Here is a 22,420-nt window from a genome sequence, read left to right on the forward strand (position 1 = left end):
CATGGCCGACATCATCTTCACCGCCGGCCGCCTGGCGCTGCCGCAGCTCCGGTCCATCGCCCGCACCGACGGCGCCGTGCGCCTCGACCCGGCCTGCCGGCCGGAGATCGAGGCCGGGGCCGCCACCGTCGCCGCGATCGTCGACGAGAACCGCACCGCCTACGGCGTCAACACCGGCTTCGGCAAGCTGGCCCAGACCCGGATCCCGACCGACCGGCTGCAGCAGCTGCAGACCAACCTGGTGCTGTCGCACGCGGTCGGCACCGGCCCGCTGCTGGACGACGCCATCGTCCGGCTGATCCTGGCGCTCAAGCTCAACGGCCTGGCCCGCGGCCGGTCCGGCGTGCGCTGGGTGGTAATCGAGGCGCTGCAGGCGCTGCTCGATGCCCGCGCCTATCCCTGCATCCCCGCCAAGGGCTCGGTCGGGGCCTCGGGCGACCTCGCCCCACTCGCCCATCTCTCGGCGGCGCTGCTCGGCGAAGGCGAGATCCGGCTCAAGGGCAAGCGCTGGCCGGCCGCCGACGCGCTGCGCCAGATCGGCCTCAAGCCGCTGACCCTGGCGCCGAAGGAGGGCCTGGCCCTGCTGAACGGCACCCAGGTCTCCACTGCCCTGGCCCTGTTCGGCCTGTTCGCGGCGGAGGAGGTGTTCGCCGCGGGCCTCGTCGCCGGCGCCATGTCGGTCGACGCCGCCCGCGCCTCCGACGCGCCCTTCGACGCCCGCATCCATGAATGGCGCGGCCAGCAGGGCCAGATCGAGGTGGCGGCGACGCTGCGCGGCCTGCTCGAGCACAGCGCCATCCGCGCCTCGCATGTCGAGAATGACGACCGGGTGCAGGACCCCTACTCGCTGCGCTGCCAGCCGCAGGTGATGGGCGCCTGCCTCGACCAGATCCGCCATGCGGCACGGGTCCTGGAGATCGAGGCCAATGCCGTCTCCGACAACCCGCTGGTGTTTCCGGAGACCGGCGACGTCATCTCCGGCGGCAACTTCCATGCCGAGCCGGTGGCCTTCGCCGCCGACAATTTGGCCCTGGTGATCGCCGAGATCGGCGCGATGTCGGAGCGGCGCATCGCGCTGCTGACCGACAGCAACCTGTCCGGCCTGCCGCCCTTCCTGGTGTCCGATCCGGGCGTCAATTCCGGCTTCATGATCGCCCATGTCACCGCGGCCGCCCTGGCCAGCGAGAACAAGAGCCTGGCGCATCCGAGCTCGGTCGACAGCCTGCCGACCTCGGCCAACCAGGAGGACCACGTGTCGATGGCGACCCATGCGGGGCGCCGCCTGGCCGACATGGCCGAGAACACCGCGGTGATCGTCGGGGTCGAGCTGCTGGCCGCGGCGCAGGGCATCGACTTCCACCGCCCGCTGCACAGTGCCGAGCGGATCGAGGCGGCGATGGCCGTCCTGCGGGCCAAGGTGCGGAAGTGGGATGAGGACCGCTTCTTTGCCCCCGACATCCAGGCCGCGAAGGGCTTGGTCCAGGCCGGCATCTTCCTGGCCTATGCCGCCGGCCTGCTGCCGAGCATTAAGGAGGCCGCGTGATGGACGCTTTCCGCCTGCACCGGGGCACCGCGCCCCTGCTGCTGAGCATCCCGCATGTCGGCACCGGCGTGCCGGAGGCGATCCGGGCCAGGCTCACACCGGAAGGTCAGCTGCTGCGCGACACCGACTGGCATCTCGACCGGCTCTACGACTTCGCCGAGGGGCTGGGCGTCAGCATCATCCAGGCGGTGCAGTCGCGCTATGTCGTCGACCTGAACCGTCCGGCCGACGACCAGAGCCTGTATCCCGGCCAGGCCACCACCGGCCTGTGCTCGACCATAGACTTCGACGGCCGGCCGCTGTACCGGCCGGGCGAGGAGCCGGACGCGGCGGAGATCGCCGGCCGGGTGGAGACGGTGTGGAAGCCCTATCACGGCGCGCTGGCGGCGGAGCTGGAGCGGATCAAGGCGCAGCACGGCTACGCCCTGCTCTATGACGCGCATTCGATCCGCTCGGTGGTGCCGCGGCTGTTCGACGGGCTGTTGCCCGACCTCAACCTCGGCAGCAATGGCGGCGCCACCGCGGCACCGGCCTTGAAGGAGCGGATCGCGGAGATCTGCCGCACGGCCGAGGGCTTCACCCATGTGATCGACGGCCGGTTCAAGGGCGGCATCATCACCCGCCATTACGGCCAGCCGGATCACAATGTGCACGCGCTGCAGATGGAGCTGGCGCAGCGCCACTACATGGACGAGGATCCGCCCTTCACCTATCAGGCGGAGCGGGCTCGGCCGCTGCAGGCGGTGCTGCGCAGGGTGCTGAAATCGATGCTGGACTGGAGGCCGTGAGCAACGCCTTGTCGCCGGTCGAGCTGTGGCTCGACCGCTGGGAGCTGGAGCCCGATGGCGAGGCGATCGAGCGCAACGGCGCCCATGTCGCCTTCGTCCGCCGCGGCGACCGGCGGTCGGTGCTGAAGGTGCTGAAGCCGAACAGCGACGAGATGCTGGGCCCCGCCATGCTGGCGCATTATCAGGGCCGCAGCGCCGTTCGCGTCTTGGGGCACGAGCAGAACGCCGTGCTGCTGGAGCGAGCGCTGCCGGGGACGGAGCTGACCGAGACCGTGCTGGCCGGCCGGGACGACGAGGCCGTCCGTATCCTGTGCAGCGTGATGGCGGACCTGCACCAGGACGACCCGCCGCCCGGCCCCTGGCCGACGGTGGAGCATTGGGGCCGCGCCTTCGCCCGCTACCGCTCGGGCCCGCCGCATGACGAGGTTCCGCCGGCGCTGCTCGATCGCGCCGAGGCCGAGTTCATGGATCTCTGCGCCACCCAGGGCCGGCGCTTCCTGCTGCATGGCGACCTGCACCACGAGAACGTGCTGGACGGCGGCGATCGCGGCTGGCTGGTGATCGACCCCAAGGGCGTGATCGGCGAGCTGGCCTATGAGACCGGCGCCGGCCTGCGCAACCCGGGCGGCGCCGAGGATCTCTACAACGATCCCCGCCACATCGCCCGGCGAGTGTGGATCATTGCCGAGGCGCTGGGCTTGCCGGAAGAGCGCATCCTGCGCTGGTCCTTCGCCCAGGCCGTGCTTTCCGCCCTGTGGCATGTCGAGGACGGGGACGGCGACGAGGCTGTCGCCGCGGCGATCGTGACCGCCGCGGCGATGCGGAGCCTGCTGCCGGTCTGACCCGGCGGCTGCCAGTGGATCAGGCCGGGCGGAGCAGCACTTTCCCGCGGGTATGACCGGAGGCGACGTGGTCGAGCGCCACGGCCAGACCTCCGAGCGCAAGCTCGCGGTCCATCACCACCGTCAATGATCCCGCATCGCACAGCCCGGCGACAAGGCCGAGGCGGGTGGCGTCGGTCTGGTGGAACACGAAGGTGGCCGAGACGCCATGCGCCTGTGCCAGCGCCTCATCCGGCGGCGACACGATGCTGGCCAGCACCCCGCCCGGCCGCAGGACGGCGAAGGAACGTTGCTGGGTTTCGCCGCCGACGGTGTCCAGCACGACGTCGACATCGCGGACCGCCGCGGCGAAATCCTCGGTCCGATAGTCGATGACCTGGCCGGCGCCGAGCCGGCGCAGCAGGTCGGCGTTGGCGCCGGACGCAGTGGCGGCGACCCTGGCGCCGGCGATCCGCGCCAGCTGTACCGCGGCGCTGCCGACGCCGCCGGCCCCGGCATGGATCAGCACGGTCTGAGCCGCCCTGAGATGGGCGGTTTCGAACAGCGCCTGCCAGGCCGTCCCCGCCGCGGTGGGCAGGCCGGCCGCCGCGGCCGGCGGCAGGGTCGCCGGGGCCGCCGCGATCCGGGCCGCAGGCACGACGGCGAATTCGGCGAAGGCGCCGCCGCGCACCGGATCCGCCCGAGCGATCACCCGATCGCCCGGGCGCCAGCGCGCCGCCAGCGGCCCGGCCCGCTCGACGGTGCCGGCAAGGTCGGTGCCCAGCGCATAGGGGAAGGCCAGCGGGAAATAGGTGTCGAGCCCGCCGCCGATCAGCTTGACGTCCAGCGGATTGACGCTGGCCGCCGCCACCCGGATCAGCACCTCGTCCGGCCCGACCTCCGGCACCGGCACCTCCTCGACCGCGGCATTGCCGAGATCGCCATAGGCGTGGATGCGGGCCGCCTTCATCGCACCGACTCCGCCGCGGCCGGGCTCGGCGGCCAGGCACCGACCTGCTGCAGCATCCCGAACCAGTCCTCGAGATGCCAGGTGTGGCTGATCCGGCCGTTCCTGAGATGGTGGAATTCGTGCAGCGCCAGCCGCACGGGCCGGCCGGTCGGCGCGATGCCGAACCATTCGCCGCTATGCGTGCCGGTGATCAGCGCCCGCACGCCGACCCGCCCGTCATGACCGAAGATATCCTCGATCGTAACGTCGAGATCGGGAAAGGCCTGCAGGAAGGCCCGGACCATCGGCTTCAACCCCTCCGGGCCCGGCCCCTGGCCCGGCGCCGGCGGAATATCCAGCCAGTCCGGGGTGACGGCCTGGTCGAGCAAATTGGGGTCATGATCGGCGAAGGCGCGATAGAGGGTCTCGACCGCGTGCCGCTCCGCCGCCGTCAGCCCGGCCGCCGGGCCACTCTGGGGTTGGTTCATCTTCATCCATTCTCGCTCTGGGGTGGCCGGACGATCCCGACGAGCAAGACTTGGGAGACACGAAACCATATTTGAAATCGATAATCGGAATATGAGATCATCCATGCCATGGATCTTCACGGCATCGACCTGAACCTGCTGGTCGCCTTCGACGCCCTGATGGCGGAGCGCAGCGTTACCCGCGCCGGCGCCCGGATCGGCCGGACCCAGCCGGCGATGAGCGCCGCGCTGGCCAGGCTGCGCGCCCTGCTGCGGGATGAGCTGTTCGTGCGCGGGCCCCAGGGCCTGCAGCCGACGCCCCGCGCGCTCGACCTGGCCGAGCCCCTGTCGGGTGCCCTCGCGCAGATCCAGCGCACGCTGGACTTCACCCGGACCTTCGACCCGGCCTCGTCGGCCGCGACCTTCACCCTCGGCCTGTCGGATCACCCCGCCTTCCTGCTGCTGCCCAAGCTGGTGACGGCGCTGCAGGCGGCCGCGCCCGGCGCCGTGCTGCGGGTGCGCGGCTTCACGGCGCGGGACGATGCCGTCCGAGTGTTGGATGCCGGCGAGGCCGATGCAACGATCGGTGTGCCGGTGACGCCGGCCGGCCGCATCCTGTCCCGCCCGCTGTTCGAGGAGCGCTTCGTCTGCGTGCTGCGCCGCGGCCACCCCGCGGCGGGCCGGCCGCTCGATCTCGACCGATTTCTGGCGCTGCCGCACCTGCTGGTGTCGCCCGAACACGAGCAGTTCGGCTTGGTCGATGCCGCGCTGGCGAAGCAGGGCCTCAAGCGCAGGCTCGGCCTGACGCTGCCACAAACCTATGCGGCGCCGGCCGTCGTGGCGCAGTCCGACCTGATCGCGACGCTGATGCACGGCGTGGTCGCGGCCTCCGGCCATGCCGGCGCCCTTTGCCTGCTGCCTCCGCCGCTCGACCTGCCGCCGGTGCCCTTCGTGCTGTCCTGGCACCGCCGCAACGACGCCCACCCCGCCCAGCGCTGGTTCCGCGATCTCGTGGCGGCACAGGCGGGGACCTGACGACCCGGACTGATCCCGCCTATTCCGGCAGGATCGCCACCGCCCGGGTCCAGCCGGCGGAGGCGGCGCGGATCTTCACCGGGAAGCAGCTGACGGTGAAGCCGGTGGAGGGCAGCGCCTCCAGGTTGTGCAGCTTTTCCAGGTGGCAGTAGCCGATGTCGCGGCCGGCCTTGTGGCCCTCCCAGATCAGCGAGGCGTCGCCGGTCTCCTTGAAGCGCCGCGCCGTATGGCTGAACGGCGCGTCCCAGCTCCAGCCGTCGGTGCCGGCCAGGCGCACGCCCTGCTGCAGCAGGTGCAACGTGGCGTCGCGGCCCATGCCGCAGCCGCTGTCGACATAGTCGGCCTGGCCGTAGCGGGCGCCGGCGCTGGTGTTGACCAGCACGATCTCCAGCGGCTTCAGCGTGTGGCCGATCCGCTCCAGTTCGGCGTCGATCTCGGCCGGGGTGACGAGATGGCCATCCGGCAGGTGCCGGAAATCCAGCTTCACGCCCGGCTGGAAGCACCATTCCAGCGGCACCTCGTCAATGGTGATGGCGCGCTTCCCGCCGTCCATCGTCGGGTGGTAGTGCCACGGCGCGTCGAGATGGGTGCCGTTGTGGGTCGAGATCGCCACCCGCTCCTCGGCCCAGCCCTTGCCCTCCGGCAGCTGGTCCGGCTGCAGGCCCGGGAACACGAAGGCGATCTCGCGCGCGGTCTCGTCATGGCCGCGATAGGTGATCGAGACCTTCTGGAACGGCGGGTCGGCCGGGACGTCGTTCTCGAGCGGGATCGAGATGTCGATGAGCTTGGGCATGGATGCGCCTCGATTCGGGTATGGCGCCGGGACTGTGCCGCGCCGCCGATCCCGCCGCCACCGTCAGAAGGCCGCAGCCCGTTGCGACCCGCTCGCAACGAACCCATCTGAGGATCATTCGATCGAAGAGGACATCATGCCGAGCTCCGAAGCCCGCATTCCCACCGAGCACGCCAGCAAGTACCTGCAGCAACTATGCAAGCATTTCGGCCATAAGATCCCGGCGACCTTCGACGCCGCAAAGGGCCACCTGACTTTCGAGATGGGCACCACGACCCTGGCGGCCGAGCCGGCGCTGCTGGTGCTGCGCAACGAGGCGCCGGACGCTGCCGGGCTGACCCGGCTGGAGGGCGTCATCGCCTCGCACCTTGTCCGCTTCGCCTTCCGCGAGGAGCTGAAGATCGACTGGACGCCGGTCTAGCCGGTCATTTCCTCCGGCAATCCTCGAGATCGGTGCCGGCGGCGCACAGGCCCGAGCCCTTGTCCGGCTCGTCGCACTCGCCGTCGCCGGTGAAGGGACAGGCGGCCGGGGCCGCGGTGTCGCCTTCGCCCGCGGCTGAGCAGTCGGTGTCGTCGGTCCCGGCGGTGCAGAGGCCGGTGCCACGGTCCGGATCGTCGCACTCGCCGTCATGAGCGAACTGGCAGCTGTCGTCGCCCCCCGACGATGGCGCGGCCGGCGCCGCGGGGGCAGCGCCCTGCCCGGCCTTGCAGTCGGTGGTGTCCGTCCCGGCGGCGCAGGCGCCGGAGCCGGTGACCGGCTCGTCACATTCGCCGTCGCGGGCGAAGGGGCAGCTGTCCGGCCCGGCCGTCGCCGGAGGCGTCGCAGGCGTGGCCGGAGCCGGCACCGTGGTCTTGGCCTTGCAGTCGCTGGCATCGGTGCCGGCGGCACAGGCGCCCGAGCCGATCCCGGGCTCGTCGCACTCATTGTCCCGCGCGAAGGGGCAACTGTCGTCGGCCGGCCGCTGCGACGGCACGGTCTGGGCCGGCGCGCTCGGGGCTTGCGGCGGCGCGACCGCGGCGCAGTCGGCCGTGTCGCTGCCGGCGGTGCAAAGGCCGGTGCCCTTGCCCGGCTCGTCGCAGCGCTGGTCGAAGGCGAAGCGGCAGGAATTCGCCGGATCGGTCGCGGCCGACGGCCGGCAGTCGGCGCTGTCAGTGCCGGCGGCGCAAGTGCCGTTGGCCTCGTCGCATTCGCCGTCATGGGCGAAGATGCAGGAGTTGTTGGTGCCGCCCGCCGGCGCGTCCTGCGCCGTGGCGGGGAACGGAAACGCCAGCGCCGCCGCCGCCAGCACCCAGGCCCATCTCGACGCCATGCGATGTCCCCTCCCCATCCACGCGCACAGCTTCTAGATACATGCAGCAGCGTGGCATGAAAAAGGCGGCCCGATCCGAGTCATGGCCCGTTGCCTGCACGGAACGATCGGCGTATCAGTCACGCCCTTCGCAGGAGATCGGTTCGATGAGCACACCCGTTCATGTCATCGGCGCCGGCCTCGCCGGCAGCGAGGCGGCCTGGCAGCTGGTCGCGGCCGGGGTGCCGGTGGTGCTGCACGAGATGCGCCCGGTGCGCGGCACCGAGGCGCACCACACCGACGGCTTCGCCGAGCTGGTCTGCTCCAACTCCTTCCGCTCCGACGACGCCATGTACAACGCCGTCGGCCTGCTGCATGAGGAGATGCGGCGCTGCGGATCGCTGATCCTGCGCCATGCCGACGCTCATAAGGTGCCGGCCGGCGGCGCGCTGGCGGTCGATCGCGACGGCTTCTCCGCCGGGGTCACCGCCGAGCTGGCGAACCATCCGCTGGTGACGGTGGAACGCGGCGAGGTCGCCGGCCTGCCGCCCGAGGCCTGGGACAGCGTCATCGTCGCCACCGGTCCCCTCACCTCCCCGGCCCTGGCCGAGGCGGTGCGCGGCCTGACCGGCGAGGCCGAGCTGGCCTTCTTCGACGCCATCGCCCCGATCATCCATCGCGAGTCGATCGACTTCGGCACCGCCTGGTTCCAGTCGCGCTACGACAAGCCCGGTCCCGGCGGCACCGGCAAGGACTATATCAACTCCCCGATGTCGAAGGAGGAGTACGAGACCTTCATCGCCGAGCTGCTGGCCGCGCCGAAGACCGAGTTCAAGGACTGGGAGAAGGACACCCCCTATTTCGATGGCTGCCTGCCGATCGAGGTGATGGCCGAGCGCGGGCCGGACACACTGCGCTGGGGCCCGATGAAGCCGGTCGGCCTGACCAACCCGCACAGCGACCGCCGGCCCTGGGCCGTGGTCCAGCTGCGCCAGGACAACGCGCTGGGCACGCTGTTCAACATGGTCGGCTTCCAGACCAAGATGAAATACGCCGAGCAGGTGCGGGTGTTCCGCATGATCCCCGGCCTGCAGGACGCCGAATTCGCGCGGCTGGGCGGGCTGCACCGCAACACCTTCATCAACAGCCCGCGGGTGCTCGACCCGGCGCTGCGGCTGAAGGCGATGCCGCGGCTGCGCTTCGCCGGCCAGGTCACCGGCGTCGAGGGCTATGTCGAGAGCGCCGCGATCGGCCTGCTGGCCGGGCGGATGGCGGCGGCGGAGCGGCTGGGCCAAGCCATCATCCCGCCGCCCGTGACCACGGCGCTGGGTGCCCTGCTGAGCCACATCACCGGCGGCGGCGCGGCCGAGACCTTCCAGCCGATGAACGTCAATTTCGGCCTGTTCCCGCCGCCGGAGATTCCGGAGCGCCAGCCGGGCCAGAAGAAGGTCAAGGGCCGCGACCGCAAGAGCCTATACAGCGAGCGGGCCCTGGCCGATCTCGACCTGTGGCTCGGACGGCGCGCGGCCGCCTGAGCCGCCCTCAGGCCGCACTCTCCGGCTCGCCCTGGACGATCAGCTCCAGCACCTCCTTCTCGCTGGTCGATTTGATCAGCCGCTCGCCGACATTGCGGCCGCGCTTCAGCACCATGATACGGTCGCCGATCTCGAAGATGTCGGTCAGGCGATGGCTGATGATGATCTGCGCCACGCCGTGCCGCCGCAGCTCGTCCATGGTCTCGAGCAGGCGTTCGGTGGCCGGCACAGACAGGTTGGCGGTCGGCTCGTCGAGGATCAGCACCTTCGGGTCGAAGCTGATCGCGCGGGCGATCGCGACCGATTGCTGGCGGCCGCCCGACAGGCTCTCGACCCGCTGGCGGACATGGTTGATGTCGACCTTCAGGCGCCGCATCACGTCGCCCGCCTCGGCCTCCATCCGCCGGCGGTCGACGAACCACCCCTTGGTCGGCCAGCGGCCGAGGAAGACGTTGGCGGCGACGTCCATGTTCCCGCACAGCGCGAAGTCCTGGTAGATCATCTCGATGCCGCGGTCGCGTGAGTCGTGCGGACCGCGGAAATGCACCTCCTCGCCCGCCACCAGGATGTCGCCGGAATCACGCTGATAGGCGCCGGTCAGGATCTTCATCAGCGTCGATTTGCCGGCCGAGTTGTCACCGACCAGGCCCAGGATCTGCCCCGGCATCAGCCGCAGATGCACATCCGTCAGCGCGCGGATGGCGCCGAAGCTCTTCTCGATGCGCCGCATCTCGACGATCGGGGTGCCCGCCTCGGTCATGCGCTTCGCTCCCTTCGCGGTCGCAGCCGCCTGAACAGGCGCTGCAGCAGGCCTTCCTGGCGCAGCCAGATGTCGCCGAGCACGGCCACGATCAGGATCAGCCCGATGAAGACGTTGATCCAGTGCTGCGGCATCACCATCGACTCCCCGCCGGGCAGGAAGATCTGCAGCGACAGCAGCGCCCGGATCAGGGTGATGACGGCGGCGCCCGCCAGCGCGCCCAGGATGGTGCCGAAGCCGCCGAAGATGCTGCCGCCGCCGATGATCACCGCGGCGATGACGTCGAGCTCGCGCAACTGCCCGGCCGACGGGTTGAAGCTGCGGAAATAGGCGATGTAGACGATGCCGGCCAGCGACGCGCACATGGCGCTGAACACCAGGCTGCCGAAGCGCACCCGGTCGGTGTTGATGCCGGCATAGTCGGCGGCCCGGCGGTTGCCGCCGGTGGCCAGCACCTTGTAGCCGATCACGGTCTTCGACAGCACGATGCCGGCGATGACGGCCAGGATGATCAGGACGATCGACTGGGTGCTGACGGCGCTGGCCACGGCCGACCACAGGCTGCCCGGCGCCGGCTCGAGCCCGGCATAGCGCAGCACCTCGATCAGCTTGCGGCCGATCAGGTTGTAGCTCTCCGGGAACTGGCTGAGCTGGCGGCCGGCGACGAACCAGGCGGCCAGTCCGCGGGCGATGTAGAACATGCCGAGCGTGGCGACGAAGGCCGGCAGCCGCGCCTTGGTGGTCAACAGGCCGTTGATCACGCCGGCGAGGGTCCCGGCACAGAAGGCGGTCAGGGCTGCCAGCGCCGGGTCCACCCCCAGGAACTTCATCAGGAAGGCCGCGGTCGCGCCCGACAGCGCCAGCACCGCGCCGACCGACAGGTCGATGTCGCCATTGGCGATGACATAGGTCATGCCGACCGCCATGATCCCGATCTCGGTGAAGGCCAGCAGCAGGTTGAAGCTGTTGTCGAGGCTGCCCCAGAAGTCCGGCCGCAGATACATGCCGAGCGCCCAGAGCACGACCATGAAGATCACCGCCGCCGCCTCGCGCTGGGTCAGGAACCACATCAGCCCGCGGGCGTGGATCTCCTGCGCCGCCAGGGCCGAGCCATGCGTCTGCACGGTCTCGACCGCGACCGTCTCCACCTCCGGCACGGGCAGGGGCCGGCGGCGCAGTCGGGCCCACAGCCGGGGAATCACCTTGCGGCGGAAGATCCATGGCTCGATCAGCACGGCGGCGAGCAGGATCAGGCCGAGGAAGACCGGCACCGCGCCCGGCGGCATCGAGGCCATCGCCTGGACCACCATTTCGCTCTTGCCGACCTTGACGACGCGCTCGATCGGGAATCCCTCGCGCAGCACCTTGTCGATCAGCACGATCAGCAGGACGCCCATGCAGGAGCCGAGGATCCGGCCGCGGCCGCCGATGATGCTGGCGCCGCCGACGACCACGGCCGAGATCACGATCAGCTCGTGGCCGACGCCGTAGCCGCTGTTGACGCCCTTGTCCTGGAACACGGCCATCAGCCCGGCCAGCGTCGCGCACAGGCTCGACAGCACGAAGCCGCGGATCCGCACCCGCCGGCTGCTGATGCCGGCATAATCCGCGGCCATCGCATTGCCGCCCACGGCATAGGTCTCGTAGCCCCAGCGGGTGAAGGCGAGCAGGACGCCGCCGAGCACAGCCACGACCAGGAAGATCAGGATCTGGTTGTTGAAGCCCAGTGCGTTGCTCTCGCCCAGGGCGAAGATCCCGAAATCGCGCGACTTGACCTGATAGGCGATGTTCTGGCCGCCGGTCAGCCCGAGCACGAAGCCGCGCCCGATGAACAGCATGGTGAGCGTGGCGATGAAGGCGGGCACCCGGAGCACGGTGACCAGTGCGCCGTTCAACAGCCCGATCAGCAGCCCGAGGGCGATGCTGGCGCCGATGGCGACGCCGATGCCGAGATCGTAATGGGTCGGCGCGAACAGGATCGAGAACAGCACGGCGACGATCGCCGTGGTCGAGCCGACGGAGAGGTCGAGGTCCTTGTTGACGATGACGAAGGTCATGCCCACGGCCATCACGCCGAAGCGGGAGGCGTCGCGCAGCACGCTGTGCAGCGCCGTCAGGTCGCCGAAGAAGCGCGGATTGGCCTGAGTCCCGGCGAGGTAGAGCGCCGCCATGACGAGAAGGAGCCCGACCTCCCAGCTATAGGCGAAACCGCCGAAACGGGTCGGCCGTGCCTCCGCCGGCGCGGTCGTGGCTGCCATGGCTTCTCAACAGATCCTGATCGGTGGCGACCCTCGCCCGCGGCACGGGGCGAGGGTCGCGCGAACGACGATTGCTTCAGTTCTCGAAGCGTTTGCCGATGAGGCCGACGTTGGCCTTGGTCACCAGCTGGGCCTTGGTGTCGAGATCGGCGGCGGAGACGCCCCGGTCGATCTGGAGGTACAACTGCATCACCGGCCAGAAGCCCTGCAGGAACGGCTGCTGGCCGAGCGAGCCGACGAGGTCGCCATTCTTGATCTGCTCGAGTTGCTTGGGCCCGAGGTCGAAGCCGTAACTGCAGATCTTGCCGCCCATCTTGAGCTGGCCCACGGCGTCGCCGATCGCCGGGGTGACGAAGCCGTTGTTGCCCATGATGCCGACAACATCGCCGCGGCTTTCGATCAAGCTGACGATCGAACCCGTCGTGTTGTTCGGGTCGACATCGACGCCGATGTTGGTCGGCCCGGCGTCCACCTTGAAATCCTTCAGGCGCCCGGCGGCCTCCAGCGTCTTCACCGTCGCCTCGAAGGCCGCGGTGACGCGGTTGTTGACCTCGACATTGCCGAGCGTGGTCGTGCTCGGGAACAGGATGCTGCCGCTCTTGGCGCCTGAGTCGATGACACATTTCGCCATCGCCTCGCCGCCGATGCCGGCCGCCGACGCATCCTGGCCGGTATGGCTGATCGAGTTGCGATCATAGAGCGTGGCGTCGAAGCTGTTGGTGGTGGCGACCGGGATGCCCTTGGATTCGAGCGTCTTCACCAGGTCGTCATAAGCGCCGGCCTGCGGCGTGGTCATGATGACGCCGTCGATGGTCGGGTCCTGGACGATCTGGTTGAGGATCTCGAGCTCGCGCGGGATATCGTCCACCGGCGCCTCGGAGCCGAGCATCAGCAGCTTGGCGCCGATCATGTCGGCCGCGACCTTGGCGCCGACATAGGTCGGGTCGAAGAAGCCATTGCCGGCGGTGTGGGTGACGATGGCAAAGGTCAGCTTGCCATCCTTGTTGTTGAAGTTCTTGGTGTCAGGGCCTTCCTTCGCCGCCTGGTCGAAGGTGTAGCCGCCCACGGCCTTGTCCAGCATGCCGGTCTGGGCCGCCGCAGTTCCGCCGAAGGCGCCGAAAAGCGCGAGCGCGCTCACGCCCGCCAGAAGCGTCCGCATCGTAATGATCCTCCCCAATGTTGTTTCCGGCTTGTCCAGTCTCAGGTGCCGGTAATATTTTCACCCTCAGATATACTATTTGTTGGGCAAACTGACCAGCCCGGAGGCGGCATCGGGACACTGTCTAACCGGATGAGCTTGCCGCCTGGCACTCGCCGCGCCGGCGGCGGCGCCGAGGCCCTCGACATTCCGCGCAATCTCTCCTGCACAGAACCGTCATGACGAGCCCCGCGGGGGCGTGGCCATTCAGCATGGTTAAGTCTGCTCCGGCCGCAAGGCTGGATGGCCACGCTTCGCTTGCCATAACGTATGCGCTGCAGATCAAGCCGCCGTGCGCGACGGCTGGCGCCTGGGTGAGCCTAGCGCCGCGAGGCGATCTTCACATCGCCGAACATCACGTTGTGGGTCAGTGGCCGGGCCAGGAACTCATGCGGGAAGCCGAGCTCGACGGCGCTCGCCGCCTCCAGCCGCGCCTGCTGGGCGTCAGACAGCATAACGTCGAGGGCACCGAGATTGTCCTCGAGTTGAGCCGCCGTCCGCGCGCCGATGATCGGCGCGGTCACGGCCGGGTTCAGCAGCGTCCAGGCCAGGGCCACCTGCGCCGGGGTCTTGCCGATCTCGGCCGCCACCGCCTTGACCTCCTCGGCGATCGCCAGGGTCCGCTCGGTCAGAGCGCCGTTGCCGGCGGCGACGTTCTTGCGCGTGCCCGAGGCCGCCGCCGTGCCGCCGCCGATGTCGAGATCGGCCCGGCTGTACTTGCCGGTCAGCACGCCGCTGGCCAGCGGCGACCAGGGTATGACGCCGAGGCCGAGCTCCCGCGCCATCGGGATCAGGTCGCGCTCCACCGTCCGCTCGATCAGGCTGTATTCGATTTGCAGCGCGATCAGCGGCGACCAGCCGCGCAGGTCGGCGATCGTCTGCATCCGCGCCACCTGCCAGGCCGGGGCGTCGGAGATCGCGACATACAGCACCTTGCCGGCGCGGACCACGTCGTCCATGGCGCGCAGGATCTCCTCGACCGGGGTCGTGAAGTCCCAGGCGTGCAGGTACAGCAGGTCGATATAGTCCGTCTGCAGCCGCTGCAGGCTGCTTTCGACCGACCGGACCAGGCTCTTGCGGTGGTTGCCACCCGCATTCGGGTCGCCCTGCCGCAGCGGCAGCGTGTATTTGGTGGCGAGCACCAGCCGGTCGCGCCGACCGGCTGCGAACTTGCCGACCAGCCGTTCGGAGCTGCCGTCGGTGTATTGGTTGGCGGTGTCGATGAAGTTGCCGCCGCGGTCGACATAGGTGTCGACGATGCGGCCGACCTCGCGCTCGTCGGCGCCCCAGCCCCAATCGGTGCCGAAGGTCATGGCGCCGAGCGCGAGCGGCGAGACCCGGAGGCCGGACCGGCCCAGCAGGCGGTAGTGATCGAGGGACAGCGTGTCGCTCATGGTCGTCTCCAGCGGTGATGGCCGGAAGATGGCGCACTGACATTCGTTCATAAAGACGGCATTATCCGCATAGGCCGTTAAGGGAATGATGCACAATGCGCGGCAGCGACTATGCCGAGCTGCGGGCCTTCGCCGCGATCGTCGAGCATGGCAGCTTCGCCCGTGCCGCCGCGCAGCTGGGCCTGTCGCGATCGGCGCTGAGCCAGACCATCCGCGGGCTGGAGGAGCGGCTGGGCCTGCGGCTGCTGAACCGCACGACCCGCAGCATGGCGCCAACCGACGCCGGGGCGAGGCTCCTCTCCGGCCTGCTGCCGGCCCTGGCCGATCTCGACGCCGCGGTCGCCAACGTCCGGGCGCTGCGCGACACGCCGGCGGGGCTGCTGCGGATCAACGCCTCGCGTATCGCCGCGATCCATCGCCTGGCGCCGCTGATCGGCCCGTTCCAGGCCGCCTATCCGGACATCGCCCTCGACATCGTGGTCGAGGATCGGCTGGTCGACATCGTCGCCGAACGATTCGACGCCGGCCTCCGGCTCGGCGAGATGGTCGAGCGCGACATGGTCGCGGTAAAACTGGGCGGCGAGCTCGAGCTGATGGTCGTGGCCGCCCCCGCCTATCTCGAGCGCCACGGCATACCGGAGACGCCGCGCGACCTGCGGCACCATCGCTGCATCAATTTCCGCTGGCCGACCGATCTCAGCCTCTATCGCTGGGAGTTCGAGCGCGGCGCGGAGAAGCTGGAGGTGGCGGTGGAGGGTCCCCTCACCGTCACCGAGCCCGAGGTCGCGATCCGGGCGGTGCTGGACGGCGTCGGCATCGGCTATCTGTTCGACCTGCAGATCCGGCCGCTGGTCGAGGCCGGCCGGATGGTGCGGATGCTCGAGGATTGGACGCCGCCCTTCCCCGGCTTCACCCTCTATTATCCCAGCCGCCGGCAGATGCCGCCGCCGCTGCGCGCCTTCCTCGACTTCGTGCAGCGGCGGCAGGGTGCGCCTTAGCGAGGGCCGAACAGCCGCTGGCCGACGGAGTCGAAGAAGCTGAACAGGGCGTCGCCGGCGATCACTCCGGCGGCGACCACCTCCATCTCGCTGCGCCCCTCCTCGCCGCGCCAGCGGCTCCACAGGATGCGGATGACGATGCCGGCCAGCACCGCCCAGCCGGCCAGCGGAGCGTTGAGCAGCAGGCCGGTGGCGAACAGGATGCCCATCTGCCGCTTCGATCCGCCGAGCCACTGGACCAGGGCCCCGGGAATCGCCCAGAGCGCGAGCGACCGCGCCACCTCCGGCGCCACTCCCGCCCCGATCGTGGCCGCGTAGACCCGGTCGACCGGCGGCAGCAGGTCCTGCGCGAAAAAGGATTCCCAGGACAGGAAGACGACGACGATGGCAACCAGGAAGGCGACCATGGCGGCGTACAGCTGCTGCCGCCGGCCGTCGCGCTCGAACTCCGGGTCGGCGCCGTGGCCGCGCAGGATGTAACCGGCCTTCAGGTCGTAGCCCATATCGGCGAAGGCCGGGCCGGTGGCGGCGGAGAAGGCGACCAGCGCCGCCAGCGCCGTCGGCGGGAAGCCGACCAGCATGCCGATGATCAGGGTGATCAAAGCGACCGCGAAGGCCGGGAACCAGCCGGAATGCATCGCCGCCAGGCCGACGATCAGCTCATGCACGAAGGCGGCGAAGGCGGCGTAGACCACGAAGGCGACCAGCATGCCCCAGGACAGCTCGGCCCAAAGCCCGCCGGCCGCGGCGATCAGCATGGCCAGGGCGATGTAGCCGGCGGTGCCGAGGCCGAGCGCCCGCCGCAGCGCGCCGTCGGACTGGGTGCGGGCAGCCTCATCAGTGTCGCGGCGCAGCAGGGTCGAGGCGACCTGCAGCAGCGCCACCAAGCCGGCGCCGATCATCACGCCGTGCGGGATATAGGCCTTCATCATGTCGCCGCCGGGGATGATCCCAGCGAAGGCCTCGCCGCCGAACAGCGGCCCGGAATAGCCGCGCAGCAGCAGGCCGACGCCGAACATGGCCAGCGCCCAGATGTTGCCGATGAAGGCGATGCCGAAGGCCGACATCGGGATCTTGAAGAAGGAGCCGACGGCGCCGATCGCCACGCCGACACCAAGCAGCACCGCCTTGCGACCGCCCTCGTCGCCGGCCTTGATCGCCTCCGCCGCCGCGACGCCGGGCGGCCAGGCGCCGGTCGCGGGGAACACCTTGGTGTCGAACATCCGGTACAGCAGATAGGCGTCCAGCAGCATCGCCAGGGCGACGCCGGCGAACATCGGCAGCACCAGGTCCGGCCGGCCCAGCGCATAGGGGATGCCGATCGGCAGCAGCAGGCTGTTGGCGGCGCCGAAGGTGGCGCCGGAGATGGCGCTCTGCGCCAGGTTCTGGACATGGATCGAGCGGTAGCGGGCGAACAGGCCCAGCGGGATGCGCGCCAGCACCATGGCGGCCAGGGCGCCGATCAGCGAGGTGTTCGCCGAGACGCCGAGGCTGACCAGAATCTGCATGCCGATGATGGCGCCGAACACGCAGAGCAGGATGATCAAAGCGAGGGTCGCCGGCTCGAACACGCTGGGGTGTCGGCGGCCGGTCACGCTATTGGCCGAAGGCGCCGCGGTCGGGTCCGCGGTCAGGTCGTGCTGCATGAAACCTCCTGGAAGGGACCGCTTGGCCGCGGCCTTGATCTCGTGATGCGGGCTCTTGGGCGTACCCCTGACGAAAAGGGCCGCGCCCCCTTGGATGCGCGGCCCCGAGGCTCATGCGGCCTTGGCGGGATCGGCCGGCGCCGAGACCCGCCCGTCGCCGACATCGCGGTCCAGCACGGCCCGCGGCCGCTCCGCCGGGTCGCCGTAACCGGCGCCGCCGGCCAGCACGATCTCGACGATCTCACCGGGCCGGGCCAGCTGCACCAGCTCGCCGGTGCCGCAATCGCGCAGCACCTGTCCCTGCGCGTCGCGCACCACGCCGCGCGCGGCCCCGCCCGGCGCGCCGCCGAACAGGCCCGGGTTGCTCGACTTCACCCCCTCTGGATAGACGGCGACGAAGGTGGCCAGCCCGTCATCGGCCAGCTTGCGCAGCGCCACGCGCTGCCCGAGCCCGCCGCGATGGCGGCCCGGACCGCCGGAGTCCTGGACATAGGTCTTCTCCAGCACCAGCACCGGCACGCGGGTCTCGAACAGCTCGACCGATGTGTTGGCGGCCGAGGTCGGCCACAGCAGGCCCGATTTGCCGTCGCCATGCGACGAGGCCCCTTGCCCGCCGCCCATGAACAGCATGTCGGAATAGGTCGCCCCTTCCGCGTCGCGGCCATAGATGGTCGCGGCCACCGGCAGGCCGGTGAAGGCCTGCACCTTGTCCGGCGCCGCCTCGGCCAGCGCGCGGAAGATGTTCGGCGCGATGTACCAGCCGGTGCGGGTGCGCAGGTTCACCGCCATTGGCTTGCTGGCGTTCAGGATCGACCCTTCCGGCGCCTTCACCTCGAACGGCCGGTAGCAGCCGGCATTGCCGCGGACATTCGGCGTCAGCATGCATTTCAGCGGATAGGTCGCGTGCGCCGAGGTGTAGTTCAGCGTGCAGTTCAGCCCGCCCTGCGGCAGCTGCGCCGGCGCGCCGTCGAAGTCGAGGGTGATCCGGTCGCCGACGATGGTCAGCGCCAGCGGATAGCGCAGCGTCTGGCCCAGCGGGTTGTTCTCGATCTCCGACCGGTAGACGCCGTCCGGCAGGGCCGCGATCGCCTCGCGCATCGCCTTCTCGGACCGACCTTGCACCACTGCGGCCAGGGCCCGCAGGTCCTGCATGCCGTATTCGCGCATGAAAGCGACCAGCCGGTCGGCGCCGATCGCGTTGGCGGCGACGAAGGAGTGGATGTCGCCGGTCACCTGGCCCGGGTTGCGGACATTCTCGGCCAGCAGGCGGAACAGCGTCGCATTCGGCCGCCCCTCCTCCACCAGCTTCATCGGCGGGATCTGGAAGCCTTCCTCGTAGATCTCGCGGGCCCGCAGGCTGTCCTTGGTGCCGCCGATGTCGGAGACATGGCCGACCGTGCCCATCAGCCCGACCAGCCTGCCGTCATGGAACACCGGCGTGACCACGGCGATGTCGAACAGGTGCCCGGCGCAGAGCCAGGGGTCGTTGGTGACCAGCACGTCGCCCGGCCGCAGCGTCTCGGCCGGGTATTCGGCCAAGAGCGCCTTCACCGCGCGTGGCAGGGTCAGGTTGAACACCGGCATCGCCCGCGGCGAATGGGCCAGTGTCTCGCCCTCGGGGTCCAGGAGCTCGCAGGCGAAATCCTGGGCCTCGGAGATCACCAGCGAGAAAGCGGTGCGGCACACGGTCAGCCACATCTCCTCGACCACGGTGACCAGGCGGCTCCACATGATCTCCAGCGCGATCGGGTCGGCCTCGATCCGGGCGATCGCCTCGGGCAGCGGCATCTCGGCGGTGACCAGCGCCTGGACCGGCGCAGCGACGCCGACGGCGATGCGCAGGTTGAGCGTGTCGTCGACCCGGACGATGTCGCCCGGCGGCACGATGGTGGTGGATTCCCGCTCCTCGATGATTGCCGGTCCCTCGATCCGGTCGCCCGGCACCAGGGCGTAGCGGTCATAGACCACGGCGTCGACGACGCCGTCCGCGAAGCGCGCCGGCCGCGTGCCCTTACGCTTGCCCGCGGCATCGCCGCCCCCGGTGGCACCGGCCAGCGACAGTGTCGGCGTCGGGCCCAGGCAGCGAACGCGGAAGTTGATCGCCTCGATCTCGGCCCCGCCGTAGAGCGAAGTGTAGCGGGCGGTGTAGACCTCGGCGAAGGCGGTGCGGATCGCCTCCAGGCAGCCGGCGTCGATCGCGCCGGACGGCAGCGGCACGGCGATCTCGTGCATCTGACCGGTCAGCCGCATGTCGGCGCTGCGCTCGACTGTGACCGACGCTTCATCGACGCCCGCCTCGGCCAGCCGCCGCCGGCCCTCGGCCTCCAGCTCCGCCAGCACGCCGTTGACGGCGCCGGCGTCGAACGCGCCGGAAAAGCGCACCGGGTGCGAGCGCACCAGCTCGAAGGACAGCGGGGCGGCCAGGAAGCCCAGCGCCGAGGCCGCGCCGGAGGCCGGCGGGATGATCACCTCGGCCACGCCCAGCACGCGCGCCACCCCGGCGGCATGGGCCGGCCCGGCACCGCCGAAGCCGACCATGGCGTAGCGGCGCGGGTCCTTGCCCTTCTCGACCAGATGGACGCGGGCGGCGGCGGCCATGCTCTCGGTCACCACCTTGTGGATGCCCCAAGCTGCATCCTCGACCGACAGGCCGAGTGGTTCCGCGACGCGCGCCACCGCGGCCTCGGCGGCCGCCTTGTCCAGGGCCATGCGGCCGCCCAGGAAGAAGCCGGGGTCATAGTAGCCCAGCACCAGGTTGGCGTCGGTCACCGTCGGCTCGACCCCGCCCTTGCCGTAGCAGGCCGGGCCGGGGTCGGAGCCGGCGGAATGCGGCCCGACGCGCAGCAGCCCGACCTCGTCGATCGAGGCGATCGACCCGCCGCCGGCGCCGATCTCGATCATGTCGATCACCGGCGCCTTGATCGGCAGGCCGGAGCCCTTCTTGAAGCGGTGCACCCGCCCCGCCTCCATCATCGGCGCGATCTCGGCGCGGCCGTCCTCGATCAGGCAGGCCTTGGCGGTGGTGCCGCCCATGTCGAAGGAGATGACGTCGGCTTTGCCGGCCAGGGCGCCGAACAGCGCCGTGGCCAGGCCGCCGCCGGCCGGGCCGGATTCGAGCAGCCGGATCGGGAAGGCGCGCGCCGTCTCCGGCGCGACCAGCCCGCCGGCGGAATGCATCAGCCGCAGCGTGCCGGCGAAGCCGCGCGCCGCCAGCTCCCGCTCCAGCCGCCGCAGGTAGCGGTCCATCAGCGGCTGCACATAGGCGTTGGCGCAGGTGGTGACGCAGCGCTGGTACTCCCACAGCTCGGCCACCACCTCGGAGGACAACGACACGGCCAGCTGCGGGAACTCGGCCCGGGCGATCTCACCGACGATCCGCTCATGCTCCGGGTTGCGGTAGGAATGCAGGAAGCAGACGGCGACCGCCTCGACGCCCTCCGCCACCAGCCGCCGCAACGCGGCACGGACGGCGTCTCGGTCCAGCGGCTCGACCACGGTACCGTCGCGGTCCACCCGCTCCGGCACCTCCAGCCGCAGCCGGCGGGCCACCAGCGGCTCCGGGAACTGCAGGAACAGGTCGTAGATGTCGTAGCGCTGCTCCGTGCCCATCTCCAGCACGTCGCGGAACCCTTGGGTGGTGATCAGCCCCAGCTTCGCGCCCTTGCGCTCGATCACCGCGTTGGTGACCAGGGTGGTGCCGTGCACCATCTCGCCGACATCCGCCAGCCGGATGCCGGCCATCGCCACCAGCTCCTCGATCCCGACCAGCGCCGCCTCGGACGGGTCATGCGGCGTGGTCAGCCGCTTGTGCAGCTTCACCGTCCGCCCCTCGCCGTCATAGAGGATGAAATCGGTGAAGGTACCGCCGATGTCGAAGCCGATGCGCCAGCGCGTGGCCTGCATGATCTGGTCCTTGATTACGCTGCGGAGGCCGAGAGCCCGGCCTGGTTCGTCCATTGAGGGTCGCCGGCCAGGGCCGCGACCTCCCGTGCCCCGGCCAGCAGCCGGGCGATGATGTCCTCCCGCTCCTCCTCCGTGACGGTGGAGAGCGGATAGGCGATGCAGAGGCTGACCGCCTCTCCGGTCTCGGGCGACCCGACGGCGGCGGCCAGGGCGCCGACGCCGCGATTGGCCTCGTCATGGGATTCCGCGAAGCCCAGGCGGCGGACCTTGTCCAGCCGCTGCAGCAGCTCGTCGATGGTCTGCGGCGCCGTCGGCGAGACCGGCGGCCAGGGTTCCCGGAACAGATCCCGCACCTGATCGTCCGACATCCGGGCCAGCAGCGACCGGCCGGTGGCGCTGGAATGCGCCGCCAGCGGCCGGCCGACCGGAGTGGCGACGCGCAGCGCATTGGTACCGGGGTGATAGGTCAGGCCGGTCACCTCGCCGCCGTCGCGGATCGAGACATAGCCGGTGTGGCCGACCGCGGCGACGATCCGGGCCACCACCGCATCCGCCCGGCCGACCAGCGACGAGGTCGAGCTGTACAGATGCGCGACGCCGAGGATCAGCGGCCCGGGCCGGTAGCGCTTGCTGTCGCCGATGGTCTCCAGCAGCCCGGCATCGCGCATGGCCCGCAGCAGGCGGGAGATGTTGCTCTTCGGCAGCGACAGCAGCGACGACGCCTCAGTTACCGTGATCTCGGTGCGACTGGTGGAGAAGCAGCGCAGGACAGCGGCGGCGCTTTCGAGCGTGGTCATGAAGCCATCCAAGAAGTTCCATTTTATGGAACCTAATTTCTAACTATTGGAACTCTAGCAACAGCCACAAGAGCTCGGCAACCCTCGCCCCGCGGGGCGAGATCTTGAGAAGCATATTTCCGCGGCAGGTCACCCTGGCGCGAACATGATTCTCAACCAGAACATATGATGAACAAAAACCAGGAGGGACCGCAATGAACATCGTGTTCACCGCCGGACCGCCAGGCTCCGATGCCGCTACGGCCG

Annotated in this window: 18 protein-coding genes; 7 read left to right on the forward strand and 11 right to left on the reverse strand. The window is 70.1% G+C overall.

Going from position 1 to position 22,420, the window contains the following annotated elements; translation table 11 throughout:
* Nucleotide 1 precedes the first annotated feature (1 nt).
* The 3 genes from hutH to FFK22_RS28865 are packed head-to-tail and all read left to right on the forward strand — an operon-like array spanning nt 2 to nt 3,173.
* Nucleotides 2-1,543 carry a histidine ammonia-lyase gene (gene hutH, locus FFK22_RS28855; protein WP_138891479.1) on the forward strand — a complete coding sequence of 514 codons (1,542 nt, stop codon included), beginning with the start codon at nt 2-4 and terminating at the stop codon, nt 1,541-1,543.
* Nucleotides 1,543-2,331, forward strand: a complete 789-nt coding sequence (gene hutG, locus FFK22_RS28860) for an N-formylglutamate deformylase (RefSeq protein ID WP_186002709.1) — start codon at nt 1,543-1,545, stop codon at nt 2,329-2,331. The genes hutH and hutG overlap by 1 nt, the downstream gene beginning before the upstream one ends.
* The gene (locus FFK22_RS28865; protein ID WP_186002710.1) at nt 2,328-3,173 is read left to right on the forward strand and encodes an aminoglycoside phosphotransferase family protein; all 846 of its coding nucleotides are present in this window, start codon (nt 2,328-2,330) and stop codon (nt 3,171-3,173) included. The genes hutG and FFK22_RS28865 overlap by 4 nt, the downstream gene beginning before the upstream one ends.
* A gap of 19 nt (nt 3,174-3,192) precedes the next feature.
* Here the strand turns inward: FFK22_RS28865 and FFK22_RS28870 are convergent, their stop codons facing one another.
* Together FFK22_RS28870 and FFK22_RS28875 are read right to left on the reverse strand one after the other, a co-directional pair.
* Nucleotides 3,193-4,122 (reverse strand): NADP-dependent oxidoreductase, encoded by a 930-nt coding sequence (locus tag FFK22_RS28870; RefSeq protein ID WP_138891482.1) that lies wholly within the window; start codon nt 4,120-4,122, stop codon nt 3,193-3,195.
* Nucleotides 4,119-4,589, reverse strand: a complete 471-nt coding sequence (locus FFK22_RS28875; RefSeq protein WP_221938940.1) for an ester cyclase — start codon at nt 4,587-4,589, stop codon at nt 4,119-4,121. The genes FFK22_RS28870 and FFK22_RS28875 overlap by 4 nt, the downstream gene beginning before the upstream one ends.
* A gap of 108 nt (nt 4,590-4,697) precedes the next feature.
* Between FFK22_RS28875 and FFK22_RS28880 the strand changes: the two genes are divergently transcribed.
* Entirely contained in the window at nt 4,698-5,603 is a 906-nt protein-coding gene (locus FFK22_RS28880; RefSeq protein ID WP_138891484.1) for a LysR family transcriptional regulator, read from the forward strand.
* A 19-nt stretch (nt 5,604-5,622) separates the two neighbouring features.
* Here FFK22_RS28880 and FFK22_RS28885 read toward each other — a convergent pair whose 3' ends face one another.
* Complete coding sequence (locus FFK22_RS28885) at nt 5,623-6,396, reverse strand: cyclase family protein (RefSeq protein ID WP_138891485.1); 774 nt, start codon at nt 6,394-6,396, stop codon at nt 5,623-5,625.
* A gap of 136 nt (nt 6,397-6,532) precedes the next feature.
* Between FFK22_RS28885 and FFK22_RS28890 the strand changes: the two genes are divergently transcribed.
* Nucleotides 6,533-6,817, forward strand: a complete 285-nt coding sequence (locus FFK22_RS28890; protein ID WP_138891486.1) for a DUF2218 domain-containing protein — start codon at nt 6,533-6,535, stop codon at nt 6,815-6,817.
* 4 nt (nt 6,818-6,821) lie between these two features.
* Here FFK22_RS28890 and FFK22_RS28895 read toward each other — a convergent pair whose 3' ends face one another.
* Entirely contained in the window at nt 6,822-7,706 is an 885-nt protein-coding gene (locus tag FFK22_RS28895; protein WP_138891487.1) for a hypothetical protein, read from the reverse strand.
* Between the two features lie 146 nt (nt 7,707-7,852).
* Here FFK22_RS28895 and trmFO point away from each other — a divergent pair, with 146 nt between their 5' ends.
* Nucleotides 7,853-9,220 (forward strand): methylenetetrahydrofolate--tRNA-(uracil(54)-C(5))-methyltransferase (FADH(2)-oxidizing) TrmFO, encoded by a 1,368-nt coding sequence (trmFO, locus tag FFK22_RS28900; protein WP_138891488.1) that lies wholly within the window; start codon nt 7,853-7,855, stop codon nt 9,218-9,220.
* A 7-nt stretch (nt 9,221-9,227) separates the two neighbouring features.
* Here the strand turns inward: trmFO and FFK22_RS28905 are convergent, their stop codons facing one another.
* From FFK22_RS28905 to FFK22_RS28920, 4 genes are all read right to left on the reverse strand, one after another.
* Nucleotides 9,228-9,980, reverse strand: a complete 753-nt coding sequence (locus FFK22_RS28905; protein WP_138891489.1) for an ATP-binding cassette domain-containing protein — start codon at nt 9,978-9,980, stop codon at nt 9,228-9,230.
* Nucleotides 9,977-12,238, reverse strand: a complete 2,262-nt coding sequence (locus FFK22_RS28910; RefSeq protein ID WP_138891490.1) for an ABC transporter permease — start codon at nt 12,236-12,238, stop codon at nt 9,977-9,979. Before FFK22_RS28910 ends, FFK22_RS28905 begins: the two co-directional genes overlap by 4 nt.
* Before the next feature lie 76 nt (nt 12,239-12,314).
* Nucleotides 12,315-13,397, reverse strand: coding sequence for a substrate-binding domain-containing protein (locus FFK22_RS28915; protein ID WP_138891491.1), 1,083 nt, complete (start codon nt 13,395-13,397; stop codon nt 12,315-12,317).
* A gap of 359 nt (nt 13,398-13,756) precedes the next feature.
* Nucleotides 13,757-14,830 carry an aldo/keto reductase gene (locus tag FFK22_RS28920; RefSeq protein ID WP_138891492.1) on the reverse strand — a complete coding sequence of 358 codons (1,074 nt, stop codon included), beginning with the start codon at nt 14,828-14,830 and terminating at the stop codon, nt 13,757-13,759.
* Between the two features lie 95 nt (nt 14,831-14,925).
* Here FFK22_RS28920 and FFK22_RS28925 point away from each other — a divergent pair, with 95 nt between their 5' ends.
* On the forward strand, nt 14,926-15,828 hold the full coding sequence (locus FFK22_RS28925; protein ID WP_138891493.1) for a LysR family transcriptional regulator: 903 nt from the start codon (nt 14,926-14,928) through the stop codon (nt 15,826-15,828).
* On the opposite strand, the gene FFK22_RS28930 is transcribed toward FFK22_RS28925, so the two are convergent.
* The 3 genes from FFK22_RS28930 to FFK22_RS28940 all read right to left on the reverse strand — a co-directional run bounded on the left by FFK22_RS28930 (nt 15,825) and on the right by FFK22_RS28940 (nt 22,174).
* Nucleotides 15,825-17,474 carry an OPT/YSL family transporter gene (locus FFK22_RS28930; protein WP_138891494.1) on the reverse strand — a complete coding sequence of 550 codons (1,650 nt, stop codon included), beginning with the start codon at nt 17,472-17,474 and terminating at the stop codon, nt 15,825-15,827. The genes FFK22_RS28925 and FFK22_RS28930 overlap by 4 nt on opposite strands.
* 111 nt (nt 17,475-17,585) lie before the next feature.
* Entirely contained in the window at nt 17,586-21,377 is a 3,792-nt protein-coding gene (locus FFK22_RS28935) for a hydantoinase B/oxoprolinase family protein (protein WP_138891495.1), read from the reverse strand.
* Between the two features lie 14 nt (nt 21,378-21,391).
* Entirely contained in the window at nt 21,392-22,174 is a 783-nt protein-coding gene (locus FFK22_RS28940; protein ID WP_138891496.1) for an IclR family transcriptional regulator, read from the reverse strand.
* Between the last annotated feature and the right edge of the window lie 246 nt (nt 22,175-22,420).

This window comes from Mycobacterium sp. KBS0706, assembly GCF_005938675.2.
Classification (GTDB): Bacteria; Pseudomonadota; Alphaproteobacteria; order DSM-16000; family Inquilinaceae; genus Inquilinus.

Coding starts and splice junctions, on each gene's coding strand:
- hutH (WP_138891479.1), top strand. CDS start 2: ATGGCCGACATCATCTTCACCGCCGGCCGCCTGGCGCTGCCGCAGCTC.
- hutG (WP_186002709.1), top strand. CDS start 1,543: ATGGACGCTTTCCGCCTGCACCGGGGCACCGCGCCCCTGCTGCTGAGC.
- FFK22_RS28870 (WP_138891482.1), bottom strand. CDS start 4,122: ATGAAGGCGGCCCGCATCCACGCCTATGGCGATCTCGGCAATGCCGCG.
- FFK22_RS28875 (WP_221938940.1), bottom strand. CDS start 4,589: ATGAACCAACCCCAGAGTGGCCCGGCGGCCGGGCTGACGGCGGCGGAG.
- FFK22_RS28880 (WP_138891484.1), top strand. CDS start 4,698: ATGGATCTTCACGGCATCGACCTGAACCTGCTGGTCGCCTTCGACGCC.
- FFK22_RS28885 (WP_138891485.1), bottom strand. CDS start 6,396: ATGCCCAAGCTCATCGACATCTCGATCCCGCTCGAGAACGACGTCCCG.
- FFK22_RS28890 (WP_138891486.1), top strand. CDS start 6,533: ATGCCGAGCTCCGAAGCCCGCATTCCCACCGAGCACGCCAGCAAGTAC.
- FFK22_RS28895 (WP_138891487.1), bottom strand. CDS start 7,706: ATGGCGTCGAGATGGGCCTGGGTGCTGGCGGCGGCGGCGCTGGCGTTT.
- trmFO (WP_138891488.1), top strand. CDS start 7,853: ATGAGCACACCCGTTCATGTCATCGGCGCCGGCCTCGCCGGCAGCGAG.
- FFK22_RS28905 (WP_138891489.1), bottom strand. CDS start 9,980: ATGACCGAGGCGGGCACCCCGATCGTCGAGATGCGGCGCATCGAGAAG.
- FFK22_RS28910 (WP_138891490.1), bottom strand. CDS start 12,238: ATGGCAGCCACGACCGCGCCGGCGGAGGCACGGCCGACCCGTTTCGGC.
- FFK22_RS28915 (WP_138891491.1), bottom strand. CDS start 13,397: ATGCGGACGCTTCTGGCGGGCGTGAGCGCGCTCGCGCTTTTCGGCGCC.
- FFK22_RS28920 (WP_138891492.1), bottom strand. CDS start 14,830: ATGAGCGACACGCTGTCCCTCGATCACTACCGCCTGCTGGGCCGGTCC.
- FFK22_RS28925 (WP_138891493.1), top strand. CDS start 14,926: ATGCGCGGCAGCGACTATGCCGAGCTGCGGGCCTTCGCCGCGATCGTC.
- FFK22_RS28930 (WP_138891494.1), bottom strand. CDS start 17,474: ATGCAGCACGACCTGACCGCGGACCCGACCGCGGCGCCTTCGGCCAAT.
- FFK22_RS28935 (WP_138891495.1), bottom strand. CDS start 21,377: ATGCAGGCCACGCGCTGGCGCATCGGCTTCGACATCGGCGGTACCTTC.
- FFK22_RS28940 (WP_138891496.1), bottom strand. CDS start 22,174: ATGACCACGCTCGAAAGCGCCGCCGCTGTCCTGCGCTGCTTCTCCACC.